Source organism: Weizmannia sp. FSL K6-0777 (assembly GCF_038593185.1).
Lineage (GTDB): Bacteria > Bacillota > Bacilli > Bacillales > Bacillaceae_C > Weizmannia > Weizmannia faecalis.
This window is the reverse complement of record NZ_CP151971.1, coordinates 985247-1000760: the sequence shown is the minus strand read 5'-3', so window position 1 is coordinate 1000760 and position 15514 is coordinate 985247. Positions and strand designations below refer to the sequence as shown.

At 47.2% G+C, this 15514-nt stretch carries 13 protein-coding genes; 3 read left to right on the top strand and 10 right to left on the bottom strand.

Annotated features, from left to right (window positions below):
• Position 1 precedes the first annotated feature (1 nt).
• Positions 2-391 (bottom strand): FixH family protein, encoded by a 390-nt coding sequence (locus NST70_RS04490; protein ID WP_061565400.1) that lies wholly within the window; start codon positions 389-391, stop codon positions 2-4.
• Between the two features lie 99 nt (positions 392-490).
• Between NST70_RS04490 and NST70_RS04485 the strand changes: the two genes are divergently transcribed.
• Positions 491-1054: an SCO family protein gene (locus NST70_RS04485; RefSeq protein WP_013858742.1), complete on the top strand. Its 564-nt coding sequence runs from the start codon at positions 491-493 to the stop codon at positions 1052-1054.
• Between the two features lie 33 nt (positions 1055-1087).
• Here NST70_RS04485 and aldA read toward each other — a convergent pair whose 3' ends face one another.
• Entirely contained in the window at positions 1088-2536 is a 1449-nt protein-coding gene (gene aldA / locus NST70_RS04480) for an aldehyde dehydrogenase (protein ID WP_342475845.1), read from the bottom strand.
• A 486-nt stretch (positions 2537-3022) separates the two neighbouring features.
• Here aldA and NST70_RS04475 point away from each other — a divergent pair, with 486 nt between their 5' ends.
• Positions 3023-3991: a DMT family transporter gene (locus NST70_RS04475; protein ID WP_179234311.1), complete on the top strand. Its 969-nt coding sequence runs from the start codon at positions 3023-3025 to the stop codon at positions 3989-3991.
• Between the two features lie 41 nt (positions 3992-4032).
• On the opposite strand, the gene NST70_RS04470 is transcribed toward NST70_RS04475, so the two are convergent.
• The gene (locus NST70_RS04470; RefSeq protein ID WP_026683737.1) at positions 4033-5373 is read right to left on the bottom strand and encodes an MFS transporter; all 1341 of its coding nucleotides are present in this window, start codon (positions 5371-5373) and stop codon (positions 4033-4035) included.
• Between the two features lie 87 nt (positions 5374-5460).
• Entirely contained in the window at positions 5461-5775 is a 315-nt protein-coding gene (gene rhaM, locus NST70_RS04465; protein WP_014095778.1) for an L-rhamnose mutarotase, read from the bottom strand.
• A gap of 398 nt (positions 5776-6173) precedes the next feature.
• On the opposite strand from rhaM, the gene NST70_RS04460 reads away from it, so the two are divergent.
• Positions 6174-6932, top strand: a complete 759-nt coding sequence (locus NST70_RS04460; RefSeq protein WP_026683736.1) for a DeoR/GlpR family DNA-binding transcription regulator — start codon at positions 6174-6176, stop codon at positions 6930-6932.
• 36 nt (positions 6933-6968) lie between these two features.
• Here the strand turns inward: NST70_RS04460 and NST70_RS04455 are convergent, their stop codons facing one another.
• From NST70_RS04455 to hemE, 6 genes are all read right to left on the bottom strand, one after another.
• Positions 6969-7928 (bottom strand): glucose PTS transporter subunit IIA, encoded by a 960-nt coding sequence (locus NST70_RS04455; RefSeq protein WP_100183719.1) that lies wholly within the window; start codon positions 7926-7928, stop codon positions 6969-6971.
• Positions 7929-8305: 377 nt separating this feature from the next.
• Positions 8306-10978 carry a YhgE/Pip domain-containing protein gene (locus NST70_RS04450; RefSeq protein ID WP_326242460.1) on the bottom strand — a complete coding sequence of 891 codons (2673 nt, stop codon included), beginning with the start codon at positions 10976-10978 and terminating at the stop codon, positions 8306-8308.
• Between the two features lie 29 nt (positions 10979-11007).
• On the bottom strand, positions 11008-11580 hold the full coding sequence (locus NST70_RS04445; protein ID WP_014095782.1) for a TetR/AcrR family transcriptional regulator: 573 nt from the start codon (positions 11578-11580) through the stop codon (positions 11008-11010).
• A 324-nt stretch (positions 11581-11904) separates the two neighbouring features.
• Positions 11905-13335: a protoporphyrinogen oxidase gene (gene hemY / locus NST70_RS04440; RefSeq protein ID WP_014095783.1), complete on the bottom strand. Its 1431-nt coding sequence runs from the start codon at positions 13333-13335 to the stop codon at positions 11905-11907.
• Between the two features lie 67 nt (positions 13336-13402).
• On the bottom strand, positions 13403-14353 hold the full coding sequence (gene hemH, locus NST70_RS04435) for a ferrochelatase (protein WP_014095784.1): 951 nt from the start codon (positions 14351-14353) through the stop codon (positions 13403-13405).
• Entirely contained in the window at positions 14353-15408 is a 1056-nt protein-coding gene (gene hemE / locus NST70_RS04430; RefSeq protein WP_017550222.1) for a uroporphyrinogen decarboxylase, read from the bottom strand. The genes hemH and hemE overlap by 1 nt, the downstream gene beginning before the upstream one ends.
• Between the last annotated feature and the right edge of the window lie 106 nt (positions 15409-15514).

Genomic DNA, 15514 nt, shown 5'->3' with positions numbered 1-15514 from the left:
TTTAATTTACGGATAAATCGGTTTTAGGCATGACATGCATTTTCCGCGCTGTCACATGCACCTGGACCGTATATGTGCCGGGTTCTTTAATGACCGTTTTTGCGGTATAAATGCCGTGCTGGTCATGCTTCGCTTCCAGCATCGAGCTGTTTTTATCCGAATTTTCCTTCCAGATTTCAAACTTCACTTCGTCTGCATCGTCTACTTTTTCTTTCCCCTGTGTGACCACCGCCTTTAACGGGATGTTTGTGCCGGCGTCAGCCGTTTTGGGAACGATGAGCTGCACTTTTACCATTTTCGCCGGTTTTACAGCCGCCGTCTCTTGTTTTCCGCATCCGGCAAAGAGCGAGGCGGCCATCAGGAACAAGCCCGCCAGAATCCACTTTTTCACCACTTCACCCTCTTTTTTCTGTTTTTACCGTTTATACTGAAAATACATGTTATAATGATCATACAAAATAACGCTTACATCCGTAAAGGGGGGGCTGATTTGAAGAGAAAGATTGCACTTCTCGTGTTGTTCGTATTTTTGCTTCCGGCGCTTTCCTCCTGTGCGCCAAAGGGGGATCCGGTTGAACACTTTCAATTTACGGATCAGAACGGGAAATTTTTTAGCCTGAGCGATTTAAAGGGGAAAGTGTGGGTGGCCGACTTTATTTTTACGAGCTGTAAAACGGTGTGCCCCCCGATGACGATGCATATGAGCGAATTGCAGGAGAAAATCAAAAAAGCAGGTTACAAAGATGTGGAGCTTGTATCTTTCAGCATCGACCCCGAAGTGGATACGCCACAAAAGCTGAAACAATTTGCCAACCAATTTAACAGCGATTTTTCCATGTGGCATTTCCTTACCGGCTATTCGCAGAAAAAAATCGAAAAGTTTGCGATGAAAAATTTTAAAAACCCGGTCGCTAAATCGGACGGAAATGACCAGGTTGTGCACGGCACCAGTTTTTATGTCGTCAATAAAAACGGCGAGCTTATAAAAGACTTTGACGGGAGCGCGGACTTTGATGCTGACAAAATCATGAAAGAAATCGAAAGACTGCGATAATCAAAAACGCCGGCTGGTGGCCGGCGCTTTTGATTATTTATACTGTACATATACAACATGCGTTTGCAAGTATTCCTCAAGCCCGTGTTTGCCGTCTGCGCCGCCGACGCCCGATTTTCTCCACCCGGCGTGGAATCCCTGGATTGCTTCAAAGCTTTCGCGGTTTACATACGTTTCGCCAAATTTCAATTCATTGCTGGCGCGCATCATCGTATCCACATTGGAAGTGAAAATGGCGGAAGTCAGGCCGTATTGGCAGTCATTTGCCAGTTCAATCGCCTCATCAAGTGTTTTAAACGTCGCAATCGGGAGAACCGGCCCGAAAATTTCCTCGCGCATGATTTCCATTGTGTTATCGACATTGACAAGCACGGTCGGCTCATAATAGTAGCCTTTGTCCCTTTCGGCCGGTTTGCCGCCGGTTAATATTTTGGCGCCGCCTTCAACCGCCCTTTTCACCATCTGATCAACGCTTTCCAGTGCGCTTTTGCTGACAAGCGGACCCATATCCAGCCCTTCTTCGGCAAGCGGGTCACCGTATTTGACGGCCTGCATTGCTTTTACGATTTTCCCGATGAACTCGTCCGCCACGCGTTCATGCACATATACGCGTTCTGTGCAGTTGCAAACCTGCCCGGTATTGATCACACGCGATTCAACAACCGATTTGACGGCGAGATCGATATCGGCATCGTCCATCACAATCGTTGGGGCTTTCCCGCCTAATTCAAGCGAAACTTTTGTAATATTGTCCGCGGCTGCCCGCATCACGGCCGCTCCTGCACTGTAACTGCCGGTAAGGCTGACCATGCTGACTTTCGGGTTGCGGGACAGTTCATCCCCGAGCGTGCTTCCGCTGCCTGTGACAATATTGATGACCCCTTTCGGCAGACCGATTTTGTCAATGATTTTTGCAAATTCCAACGCATTGTTCGGCGATTCCCCGCTCGGTTTGATTACAATCGTATTCCCGGTAATCAGCGCCGGCGCTGCTTTACGGGCGATGAGGAAAAACGGGAAGTTCCATGGCAAAATGCCGGCAATGACGCCAATGGGGGCTTTGTAGACGAAAATGTTTTCTTTCGGGCGGTCGCTTGGCACGATTTCCCCTTCGTACCGCCGCGCCCAGCCGGCCATGTAGTCGATATAATCGGCTGTAAAATGGACTTCGGTTGTGGAAAGTTCCAGCGTTTTTCCGACTTCTTCCGAAATCACGCGCGCCAAAGCATCGGCGTTGCGGCGGATTTCCTGTGCAATCGCAGTTAAGTATTTGCCCCGTTCAGAAGAAGGGCGTTTTTCCCATGACTTCTGGGCACGTTCTGCCGCATCGATTGCCCTTCTGACATCTTCTATTGTTGCTTTCGGGACTTCGGAAATGGCTTCTTCTGTTGCCGGGTTAATGACTTGGGAAGTTTCTTTTAAAGCAGCATCAGTAAATTCCCCGTCAATATACATTTGGTATGTTTTTGTAGCCGTTTTCATCTTCTCCCAGCCTTTCAATCTAAAATTTTTTGTTTCTTCTTTTATTTTAAATGGATTGGGTTGGGTTATCAAATGAAACAAACATTACCGATATAGGTTTTATGTTGATTTTTGTTGTTTTCATTCATCCCCCAACAGCACTGCAAAAGGAGGACATTTTCAGGCTTTTTAAAGGGCCGCCAGCCTTTCGCCCTGGTTTTGAAGGCTCAAGCCTTAATGGGCTTTCCCGTTTCTCCGCAAACAAATCCATAAGGAAAACAGCGAAAATCAAAGGAAAAATAAGAAGAGAGGGGAAGGAAACGAATTCTTTAAGCGGCAGCCACCAATTTGTTCTATTGTTCACATAGTTGTCCTTTTCCTTATGAACGGAAGAGCATTATAATAGGAGATGGAATAAAACTGGAATAGGTGAAATTTGCGCTGCCGTTTTTTGTTGATCATCAGATGACCGGATAACCATTTAAACATTTTAATGAGATCGAGGTAATGAGCATGAAAAAAGGAATTTTGTACATTGTTTTGTCTGCTGTATTTTTCAGCACGATGGAAATTGCCATAAAAATGGTTGCCGGTACGTTTCATCCGATCCAATTGAACCTGCTTCGCTTTTTTATTGGCGCGGTTATATTGTCGCCATTGGCGTTTCAGCATATGAAAAAATATCATTTTCACATGACAAAGGACAGTTTTTTATTTTTTGTTGTAACCGGCTTTTTATGTGTTGTGATCAGCATGACATTTTACCAATTGGCCATTGTTTATACAAAAGCTTCCACCGTTGCGATTTTGTTCAGTTGCAACCCGCTGTTTGTTATTCCGCTCGCCCATTTTCTTTTAAAAGAGCGTCTTTCGAAGCGGACGCTGGTTGCATTGGGCATCAGCTTGGTCGGCATTTTGTTTATCGTCAACCCGTTTGAAATCCAAAGTCCATTTGGCATCATTGTTGCGCTTCTTTCGGCGGTTACGTTTGCGCTTTACAGTGTTGTCGGCAGAAAGGGCAGCCAGCAATTTAAATGCGACGGCGTCATTTTAACCTGCCTGAGCTTTTTTACCGGCAGTATGGAAATCCTTGCGCTTGTATTGCTTTCGAAAATCGGATTTGTTGCGGGCTGGCTGCGTTCCATTGGCCTCAGCGTATTTGCAAATGTGCCCGTGTTCCGCGGAATTGCATGGCATACGCTGCCAAGCCTGATTTATATCGGCATTTTTGTCACTGGGCTCGGGTTTGCGTTTTACTTCCTTGCGATGGATGTAACGAGTGCATCAATGGCTTCGATGGTTTTCTTTATTAAGCCTGCACTGGCGCCGATTTTGGCCCTCATTTTTCTCAGAGAAGCGATTACGCCGGCTGTTACGGTCGGGATTATCCTGATCGTCGCAGGTTCGCTGATGACGTTGTTGCCGGCCGGAAGCAAACAGCCCGAACTCAGGGTCAGCCGGGCAAAAAACAGATAATCTTTTAGGCACAAGTGTGATCCGCACTTGTGCCTTTTGGTTTACTGATTCAAATGTTCCGCTGCAGTTGTTGGTGTAACGGCTCGTTTTTCCCCGTCCCGAACGGTCCCGAACCGTTCTTTTTCAATTTCTTCCAGCGTTTTTCCTTGTGTAGACGGTGCGAGCGCGATTCCGATGATACAATGGATGACAAGGAATACGATCATTACAATTCCCGCTACTTTAAAACTGAGCGTGTCCATAATGGTCGGAAGCAGAAAAGACCAGATGGCAATTCCGAACCGGACGAGGAAATAAATGAACCCTTGTGCGCCCGCGCGGTACCGGGTCGGAAACAGTTCGCTCGCCCACAAGCCGTAAAACGCCTGGGCGCCGAATCCGGCAGCGCTTCCCCAGAGAATAACAAAGGCAAAAAGGGAGAACCAATTCATCCCTGTAAAAGTCAAAATAAGCCATGCGGCAATGCCCATCACCGCCCCTAAACCAAAGAGGAAACGCCGGCTGTAACGGTCACCCAGCCTCATAAAGACAACATAGGTTGTCAGCACCGTTAACGCCCAGAGGAAAGCTTGCAGCAAGTTCGCCTGTTCGTTCGTCAGGCCGCCAACATTTTGGTAAATATAGGGCATAAAGTACCCCATTGCCCCTGCCGTTAAGTTCCAGAATAGATAAATGCCGATCAGTAAAAAGAGGGCCTGGCGGTTTACTTTTAAACGAAATAATTCTTTCAAGGAGCTTCTTGATTTTTTCCCCAGCTGGGCGTCGGTTTTTTCTTTTTCTTTATCTTCTTTCCAGATGGCTGATTCTTCAAGCCCCTGGCGGATATACCAAGTGATGAATGCGATGACTAATAGATGGAGGAAAATAATCCGGCTGCCGAGCAGGCCAAGCGGCGCAAGCAAAACGGCGAGCAGAAACGTGATCATTGGCCCCGTTGACCATGCCAATTGCGCCGTACCTACATGGGCCGCACGCTTTGAATGCGGGGCTTCTTCCGCAATATATGTCCACGAAGCAGGCACCCCTGTTCCTACGGCTACCCCGGTAATAATGGTGCCGATTAACAGCATCGGAAAGTTGACGGAAACCGCAATCAAAAACACACCAAGCATATATACAAGCAAATCATACGTGTAGATAAATTTTCTGCCGTATTTATCGGTTAAATACCCGCCGAACAGTGCTCCGATTGCCGCGCCAAATGCGTTGGCACTGAGGGCGCTTAACAAACCCACGGAAATGCTGTTTAAGTGCAGGTAAGCCTGCCAGAGCGTCAAACTGCTGGCTGCTGCGATAATGGAACCGGCTTCAATGTAATTGGCCATGGCAACCGAAATTGTCGCTTTCCAGCCGGTCGTGCTTTTGCTTCCTATTCTCGCCATTTCTTCTCCGCCTTTCTGTTATCATTTTTATGAAGGGTTTGATATCGCTTACAATGTGAACTGCTGGAGTTCTGAATGGGATGGCTGTTAGGTCAGGTGAAAAACTTCCTTTAATGCAACAGACACAGGGCTGTTATCGGGATTGGTTTCCATTAGCGGTTCCATATAGTCCCACCATTTTCTGCAAATCTCTGTATCTGCCATTTTTTCATAGAGCGCTTCATCTTCCACTTCCAAATAAGCAAATAACCGACCCGTTTCTTCATCCAAAAAAATCGAATAATTACGGGCCCCGTGCGCCTTTAATTCTTTTGACATTTCCGGCCAGATATGGTCATGCCGGCGCTTGTATTCCTCATATTGATCCTTATGCACAAACATTACACTCGCTTTTCTGATCACATTTTACCCCTCGATTTCCTTTATTTTAAAATCTTCTATCTTATTACCAGATGAAAAATCCGCCAGCAGTCCGATATACAAACCATCAAAAGCAATCTGTATGGCTTTTTCCGCCGCCCTTATTCCTTCCATGTTATATTGATTGTTGGGCAGCGGGACAAACAAGCCGCCATGCGTGCACTTCAAAATTTGGTTCAGAAACCGCTTTCTTTAACTGGTTTGTGAAAACCCTTCTTCACATTTCCTATACTAGCGAAAGAACAAACATAAATCAATATAAAAAAAGATTTTTTTATTTATTTTATTGTACTTTTGTTGTTTTCTTTTTTAAACGGACGATTTTTGCTAAAATGGGCTTATCAGAGAAAAGGATACAGGACAGGAACGGGGTTGGGGACATGCTGGCTTTTGAACGGAGAGATAAAATTTTAAATACGCTGTACCGGGAGAAAAAAGTGTATGTTGCCAATTTGGCAAAGGAGTTTCAAGTAACGGAAGAGACGATCAGGCGAGATCTGGAGAAGCTTGAAAAAGAAGGAATTGTGACGCGGACATACGGGGGTGCTGTGCTCAATCTCCATACAAATGAAGATCTCCCCTACCAGACAAGATTCACCGTCAATATGGAAGCAAAGCAAAACATTGCCGGCAAGCTGCAGCCGCTCATTTCAGACGGAAATACGATTGTGGCGGATGCGAGCTCGACCGTGTTGGAAGCGTTAAAAGAGTTGAACAGAACGAAAGAGGGACTTGTCGTCTTAACCAATTCTGCCATCGCATTAAGCGAACTGGCCCAGTCAAACATTCAGCTTCTGTCAACAGGCGGAGCGCTGCGGAAACGTTCCAATTCGCTGGTCGGTTCTGTTGCTGAACATGCTGTGCGCCAATACAATGTCGATGTGGCGCTGTTCAGTTGTAAAGGCATTTCCATGGTGCGGGGGATCACCGACTCGAATGAAGCGGAAAGCCATATTAAAAAGGAAATGCTCAAACAGGCAAATAAAGTCATTCTGCTCGCGGACAAAAGCAAATTCGACAAAATTGCCTTTGTCCATTTTGCGGATTTTTCGGCTGTTGACTTTGTGGTCACAGATGAAAAACCGAGTGATGAATGGCTCCGTTTTTTCAAAGATCATCAGGTGGATATTGTTTACTGACAAACAGGGCGCCGTATGTGGCACCCTGTTTGTTTTTTAACTGACTATCGTCATCAGCTGGTCACTGGCAACAACTTTTTTCCGGTCCGTTTCCAGCACCTCAACATAATTGTCCGCGTTCGTGATCACAACCGGGGAAGTTAAATCGTACCCGGCTGCTTCGATTTCAGGAATATCAAATTCGATTAACATTTCACCTTTTTCAACCGGCTGGCCTTTTTTCACATGGACATGATAATATTTTCCTTCGAGCCGGACCGTATCAATACCGATATGAATCAAAATTTGAATGCCGGTTTTGGACGTGATGCCGATCGCGTGCCCGCTCGGAAACACCGCCGTTACCGTCCCGCTGATCGGCGCAAAAAGCTTGCCAACAGAAGGCTTAATGCCGACCCCTTTGCCGAGTATGCCGGAAGAAAATGCAGGATCATTGACTTGCTCAAGCGGGATCGTTTCCCCTGTAAACGGGCTGGCGATCATTTCCTTTTTCTGATATCGCACCGGTTCTTCCGTTTTCTTATGCGGGATACCTCCGGCAACGGCCGGTTCTTTGTTTTTGCACCCGAATAAAACGACCATAACCGGCTCGCCTCCGCCCCGGGCATTCAAAATGGATGTCGCCGTGTCCATCATCTGATGAAACAATTGATCCTCAAGGCCGGATATTTCTGCCGCATCCGGGCGTCCGGTTAATCTGCCCGGCTGCATGACCGGGTTTTCAAAGCCAGAAGTTTCTTCCCGTTGCCCGCTTTCCATCCGGACTAGATGCAGATATTTTAACATGTCATTGTGCACTTCCCCGGCATTTATCCCTGTCACAATATGAAAATACCCGCCGGAAACAGCGGCCGAAATCACCCCGTCAAGCTCCTCTACCGCCGCTTTTTTTGCCCGCCCCGGGTCTTTTAATTTAAAGCGGAGCCTTGTTGAACAGTGGAAAACCGCTTGAATATTTTCCCCGCCTCCCGAAAGCTGCACCAGTTTACTGGCCAATCGTTCGTAGCCCACCTCTCTCACCCTTTCCTTTACACCATCTCTAATCTTATTATAAGCCCCTGCAGAAAGCGCTTTTATACCCGTTCATGACAAGTTTGTGAAAGTTTTATCATTGTTTCCGAAAAAGGGGCTGCTTTTGTGATCGCTTCACATGGAAAATGGCGGAAACCTGTCTTTTACAGCAATGTCCGGCAAGCCCTTGAAATATAAAATACCGGCATGCAGCTCCATTTACAAATACAACTATAGTCGGACTAACCATTCCTCCTTTACGTGTTGCCTGAAGCAATTTATCCTGTTCGTCATATTTTGCAATAAAAAAGCAGCAGGATCGGCCAAAATGGCTTCGTCCTGCTGCTTTTACAGCAAATCTCTTATGCTTCTACCGGAGAGGCTGCTCCTTCCTTTTCTGCCATCCTGTGAAGATGTCTAAATTTCACAACAAAGTACAGAAGGGAAAGAAAGATAAACGCTGCAAAAAAGACCGAAAGCTTATCAACATTTTGCCACATGTAGCTGAAATCGCCGCTTGAAATCACCGCTTTGAACATTTGCAGCGAATAGGTCATCGGCATCAGATCATGAACAGCCTGAAGCGGCTTTGGAATCAATTCAAGCGGGAATGTGCCTGCGCTTGTCGTCAGTTGCAAAATCAAAATGATGACGGCAATGTATCTGCCTGGGTTGGCGAATGCCGCAACCAAAAAGTGAATGATCGCCATATAGGTCAGGCTCGTCACAATGGTTGCGATCATAAACAGCGGCACACTTTGCACATGCAATTTCAGCAGATCAAGCAGAATGAAATCTGCCAAAAGCGATTGTAAGACGCCAATCAGTGCCATGACGCCGAATTTTCCAAGAAACCAGGTTACCCCGTTTTTCGGCATGATTGCCGGTGCTTTTACATTGTAGATAATCGTCAGCAATAATCCGCCGACAAAAAGCCCGAGCGATAAGAAATACGGAGCAAGGCCGGTACCATAGTTCGGCACTTTTGTCACAGCATCATGGTTCAGCCGGACCGGGCTGCTCATCATGTTATAAGTGGCGCCGGTCGGGTTGATAGCCCCAGCCTGGTCAGCCGCTTTGCCAAGTTTATTGCTCAGTTTGTCTGCGCCGTCATTTAATTGGCCTGTGCCGGAAACAAGGTTGCCCGCACCGTTGTTCAACTGCTTGCTGCCGCTTTGCAACTGGCCTGCGCCGTTTAACAATTGGGATGTGCCTTTTACGAGCACGCTTGAGCCGTTTGCAAGCGATTGTGTACCGTTCGTCAATTCGTTTGAACCGTCAGCCAGTTTTCCGGTCCCTTCTGCAAGCGTGCTTGACCCGTCTGCCAGTTGTTTCGTTCCGGTTACGAGCTGACCTGATCCGCTAGAAAGCTGGCCAAGTCCGGATGCAACCGCCGTCGCCCCGGATTCAAGGCTGTTTGCGCCGGATGCAGCTTGTTGCAGTTTCCCGTTAAAAATGGTTGCGTTTTTGACGAATGCATTTTGGCCGCTTGCAAGTTGCTGTGCGCCAGCATTCAAAGTATTGGCACCTTTGGTAAGTTGGTCAATACCAGTTTGCAATTTTTGCTGCCCGCTGCTTACCTTTGTAAGCCCTTCGTTCAGGTCGGAAAAGTACGGAGCAATCGCCTGTTGAATTTGGCTTTGCAAAGCGGCTTGCGTAGAGGCAGACCCGCTGGTTAACGATGCCAAAAGCTTATTTTTGACCTCGTCTTGGAATGCTTGTTGGAATTCCTGTTTCTTTTTATCTGTATAATTACTTAAGATTTGGTTGGAAACCGTCTGATACGTTTCGGGTGGCAGCACTTGTTTTAACTGGCTGAGCAAGTTTTCTGCCTGTGCCTTTTGCTGGTCAAACATGCTACCGCTCATCGCATCGATTTGTGACTGAACACGAGGGGACATCATCGTTTTCTCCATCTGGCTTGTAATGCCCGCTGCAAGATTTTCAGGCAACTTTTGTTGCAGCTCTTTTACGCCGCTTTGCACTTTGGCGGTGCCGCTCGTTAACGCCGGAAGCTTTTTGTTTGCATCATTTAAGCCATTACTTAATGTGGCGCTCCCGTTTGCCACCTTGTCGGCACCAGATTGAAGCTGTTTCGACGCATCAAGCAACTGGCCACTTGCCGTCTGCAGCTGGTTCATGCCTGAGGCCAACGATTTTGAACCATTTGCGACCTTGTCAGCACCCGATTTTGCCTCCGACAGCCCGTTTGAAAAAGTAACCGAGCTTGCCGCCAATTGGGCTAAATGGTTTTTCAAGGAAACGGCGCCGCTGTTCGCCTGGGCAATTCCTTCGCCGAGCGTGCGTGAACCGTTATACAGTTTCAAAGCGCCCTTGTTTAAATCAGCCGCGCCGTTATGAACCCGGCCGATGCCGTCGTTCAAGGCTGTAGCGCCGGTCAATAAATTTTCCGTTCCTTTTCTTAAGACAACTGCGCCGTCGTTTAGTTTTCCGCTCCCTTTGGCAAGGCTACTTGCCCCGTTTCCGGCAGACCGGTAGCCGTTTGCCATCTCTTTCACTTTGCCGAATACTTCTTCCGCATACGTTTTTGTCACCTGTTCTGCAACGCTCGATTTTATTTTTGTCATTGCAGATTCTTCAATTTTGGAAGAAGTGTAGTTCATTGCTTGGTTTTGAATATAGTTCAACTGCAATTTTTTTGGGTTTTTATCCAGTAATGTGGTTGCGTTTTTAGAGAAATCTTCAGGGATCTCTATAATCATATAATATTGGTTATCGTTCAGTTTTTTCTCCGCTGTTTGCTTATCGACAAAGTGAAAATCAAAACTGTCCTTTTCCTTTAAATTTTTGATGAGCTTATCCCCGAGGGCGAGATGTTCCCCCTCCATTTGTGCTCCTTTGTCTTCATTTACAACGGCAACCGGCAATTTTTCAAGATGCCCGTACGGATCCCAAAAAGACCAGATAAACATGCCGGCATATAAAATTGGCACAAGAATAATGGCTGCCGTTTCAATCAGCTTTTTCGGCGAACGTAAAATATTCCGTATTTCCGCGAACCATAAATTGTCCATCTAAAATACCTCCTTTTCCAGCCGAAAAATCAGTTCTGCAGCCCTTTTAACAAATACAGTTCAAACGCCTCCGCGATTTCCTCTTTCGACAGGGAATCATGGTGCTTTTCCCAGTCAAAAATAATGGCGACGTACAGTTTAAACATGATAAAAGCGGTCAGTTCCGGATTGCACGGTTTGATTTTCCCCGCCTGTATCGCCCGTTCGAGCATCCCCTTCAAATAGTCAATGATCCGCTCTTCAATTTTCTCGACCATGTCATTGACGGCCGGCGTTCCCATTTCTTTCTGCTCTTCAAATAATTTAAGCGTCAGCTGATGGGTTTTGCGGAATTCAAGGATGCTGAACAGAGCGGAATGCAGATTGGCATAAAAGGAAGCATCTGGATCCATTGACGCTTCTGCCACCTGCTCCATTTCATCAATCAGGCGGGCAATGATTTCATGGAATAATTCTTCTTTATTGCGGAAAAAGTTATAAATGGTCCCTTTTCCAACATTGGCCATTTTCGCGATCAGATCCATTGTTGTCGCTTTATAACCATACTGGGCAAAAGATTTTGTAGCAGCGTTTAATATTTGCAGCCTGCGGTCCGTTTCCAAGCTTTCCACCTCCCTCGAGAACAATTGACTATTTTGGTTTTTTGGTCATTTTTGCACAAAAAGTAATATACCACGTTTCCCCTTGAACATCAAGTAATTGCATTCAGTGAATCTGCTTCTTGCCAAAACGAATCATTCAAGCTTTTCATTTTTCAGCTTGCCCGCTTCTTCAAATAAAGCATTTCTCCATTGGGGAGTGCGCGCTGATGCGGCATACTTACCTGGCAACGCGCCGGAAAAATTTATACATGCCTGACTCCCGTTTCGGGACAATAAAAACGGCAGGTGCCAGTCGAATGCACCCTACCGCTTCTTCACTGTCTATTAAAATTCAGCCTTGAGTTGGAAGTACCGGAGCATCTCGCCAACCGCCGCCCTTCCCTGGGAGATGCAGTCCGGCACGCCGACCCCGTTAAACGAGCTGCCGGCAAAAGAAATGCCCGGCAATTCATGTTTGGCTGCCGCTAAAATCTTATCCATTCTTTCTTTATGGCCTACCGTATATTGCGGCATTGCATATTTCCAGCGGGAAACAACCGTAAACTCCGGTTCTGCTGTAATTTCCATGATTTTATTCAAATCTTCCAGCACGATTTTCTGGATCCTGTCATCTGCGAGATCGACGACCGCGGCTTCCGCCGACCGGCCGATATAACAACGCAGCAACGCTTTTCCTTCCGGTGCGGTGTGCGGCCATTTTTTATGCGTCCACGTGCAGGCTGTAATTGTATAATCACTGTTTCTCGTCACCACAAAGCCTGTCCCGTCAATGTCTTTTTTTACCGCGCTCTCCGGAAACGCCATCGATACGGTTGCGACGGACGTGGATGGCACCTTTTCGAGCGGCGCAAAAAAAGCATACTTTGAAAAAATATGGGGGAGCGAAAAATGGGGGAGGGCTGAAATAATATAATCCGCTTTCATGTGGGTTCCATTTGTCAATGTGATCCTGTAATCCCCGCCGCCCGCGCTTTTTTCAATCGCGTCCACCGTCACACCCTTCATGACTGCCTCAGCGCCGATTTTTTCCTCAAGTGCTTCAACGAGCGTTTCAAGGCCGTTTTGAAAGGTTAAAAAAGCCCCCTTTTTCCGGGTAGGCCTGGAGTCTTGCGCAAATTCCGCTGCTACTTTTTTCATGCCGAGGATCAGGCTGCGGTGCTTTTGGACAGCCTCGAAAAATTGAGGCTGCGTTGCCAGCACGCTCAGCTCGTCGACATCCCCGGCATATACCCCGAACAATAATGGTTCAACAAGGTTTTCCAGCACTTCTTCACCGAGCCGGTAGCGGACAAAATCCCCGACTGACTGGTCTTCACCGGTATTTTTCCGGGGCAGGATCAAATCGCAGAGCGCCCGGATTTTGCCGGTAACGGAAAACAAAGGAGAAGCAAAAAAAGGCGCTAATCTTGTCGGAATGCCCATCACAGACCCTCTTGGCACCGGATAGAGCTGTTGGTTTAATAAAATATAAGATTTGCCTGTCGCATTGGATACGAGGGAAGGCGAAAGCCCGAGATCTTCTGCCAGATGCAAAGCGCTTTGCTTTCTTGCCAGAAAAGAATCCGGCCCGCGTTCAATGACAAATCCGGCACGCCTGACCGTCTGGATTTTGCCGCCAAGCCGGCGCCCTTTTTCCAACAATATCACATCAAGCGGCAGCTGTTGGTCCTCAACAAGGCGCCGCAAATAATAAGCAGCTGTCAAGCCGGTGATTCCGCCGCCAAGTACAGCTACTTTTTTTCTGTTTCCGGCCATGGTCAGCACCTTCTTTGGCAATAATGTCATGTTTTATGGAAATACGTTAAAAATCTCCGGCGGCTGCCTATTCTTGCGGCAGTAAACCGAATTTTGTTTTTTTCAAAACGGCCTCAGCCAGCGCATCAATAAAAGCCGGGTTGTCATTCGGCATTTCCGGGCGATAATACGATGCGCCGACTGCATCGCAAACTGCCTTGCACTCATAATCATTATCATATAAAACTTCCAGATGTTCCGCAACGAACCCGACCGGAGCATAAATGAAAGCCTTATAATGATGTTTTTCATACAGCGTTCTTGTAAGGTCCTGCACATCGGGGCCGAGCCACGGATCCGGCGTATTGCCTGCACTTTGCCAGCCGACTGCATACGCCTGGACGCCCGCTGCCTCCGCAATCAGATCAGCTGTTTCCCGGATTTGTTCCGGATACGGGTCGCCGTACTGCAAAATTTTTTCCGGGAGGCTGTGGGCCGATACAATCAGGCAGGAAGACGCACGTTCTTCTTCACTCATTGTAGCATACGTTTTCTGAAGTTGCTGTGCCCAAAAATCGACAAATTTCGGTTCATCATACCAGCTTTCGACCGATTGGATGGCGGGCCCACCCAGTTTTGCCGCTGCTTCTTTCGCCCTTTCGTTGTACGATTTCACGCTAAAAGCCGAGTAATGTGGCGCAAGCACGATCGATACCGCTTCTTCAATACCGTCATCATGCATTTGTTTGACGGCATCTTCAATAAAAGGTTCAATATGTTTTAAGCCGATATAAGCTTTAAATTCCGCTCCGTCCGTCCGTTCATTCAGCCTCGCTTCAAGCGCATATGTCTGGTTTTCTGTTATTTTGGCAAGCGGGGACAGACCTCCGATTGCTTTATACCGGCGTTTCAAATCTTCCAGCATCTCATCCTGGGGCCTTCTCCCGTGCCGGATATGGGTATAGTAACGCTCAATATCTTCTTCTTTATACGGCGTGCCGTACGCCATGACAAGCAGTCCGATTTTTTTCTTTTCCATTATGCTTCCTCCTGTTGTTTTCTTTCGCTGTATTCATGAATAAACGTTGTCAGCCTTTTTAATGTTTCCGGACGGACATCAGGGGTGACGCCGTGCCCGAGGTTAAAGATGTAACCCGGCTGCGCCATGCCTTCGTCCAGTATGGCGGCCGCCTTTTCTTGAATAACTTCCCACGGGGACAAGAGCACGGCGGGGTCAAGATTCCCCTGGATTGCTTTTGTCACGCCGAGCGCGCGCGCTTTTTGGATTGGCAGCCGCCAGTCGAGGCCAACCACATCAATTGGCAGGCTGTTCCATTCTAGCGCCAGATGCCCGGCCCCGACACCGAACAGGATGAACGGGGCATTTTCTGTTCGCAATGCGGTAAATATCCGTTCCATTACAGGTTTTATATAATTGCGGTAATCCGCTGCATTTAAAGCGCCCACCCATGAATCGAATATTTGAATGGCGCTGGCACCGGCTTTGATTTGTGCTTTTACATACACGATGATCATGTCCGCCAGTTTTTCCATCAGCGCAAACCACGCTTTTGGTTCTGTATACATAAACGCTTTTGTTTTTCTATAATCTTTTGAAGGCCCGCCTTCAATCATATAACTGGCCAGAGTAAAAGGCGCGCCGGAAAATCCGATCAACGGAACCGCCAATTGTTCCTCCGTTAACAGCCGGATCGTCTCCAGCACATAGGGAACATCTTCTTCCGGATGCAACTCCCCCAATTTTTCCACATCTTTTAACGAAGAAATCGAGTTATGTATGACAGGGCCTGCTCCTTTGAGGATTTCAACTTCCACACCGAGGGCGGGGAGCGGCGTCATGATATCTTTATAAAGAATGGCGGCATCCACATCGTAATGCTCTACCGGCAGCCTTGTCACATATGCGCACAGTTCCGGCTGATGCGTGATGTCGAACAGAGAATATTTTTCTTTCAGTTTCCGGTATTCAGGCTGGGATCTGCCGGCCTGCCGCATATACCAGACGGGGACGCGGCCTGTCTGTTCTCCCCTGGCCGCTTTTAAAAGGGAATCGTTTAGGATTTTTTTCTTCAAATGTTATCCTCCTCACGCCACACAGTCACCATTTATTTTATAATAATTCTTTTCAAATAAAAACTATTTTATCCTGAAAGGGTAATATCTTTTTTTACTATAATCG

Coding starts and splice junctions, on each gene's coding strand:
- NST70_RS04450 (WP_326242460.1), bottom strand. CDS start 10,978: ATGGACAATTTATGGTTCGCGGAAATACGGAATATTTTACGTTCGCCG.
- NST70_RS04470 (WP_026683737.1), bottom strand. CDS start 5,373: ATGGCGAGAATAGGAAGCAAAAGCACGACCGGCTGGAAAGCGACAATT.
- hemY (WP_014095783.1), bottom strand. CDS start 13,335: ATGGCCGGAAACAGAAAAAAAGTAGCTGTACTTGGCGGCGGAATCACC.
- hemH (WP_014095784.1), bottom strand. CDS start 14,353: ATGGAAAAGAAAAAAATCGGACTGCTTGTCATGGCGTACGGCACGCCG.
- NST70_RS04460 (WP_026683736.1), top strand. CDS start 6,174: ATGCTGGCTTTTGAACGGAGAGATAAAATTTTAAATACGCTGTACCGG.
- NST70_RS04475 (WP_179234311.1), top strand. CDS start 3,023: ATGAGCATGAAAAAAGGAATTTTGTACATTGTTTTGTCTGCTGTATTT.
- aldA (WP_342475845.1), bottom strand. CDS start 2,536: ATGAAAACGGCTACAAAAACATACCAAATGTATATTGACGGGGAATTT.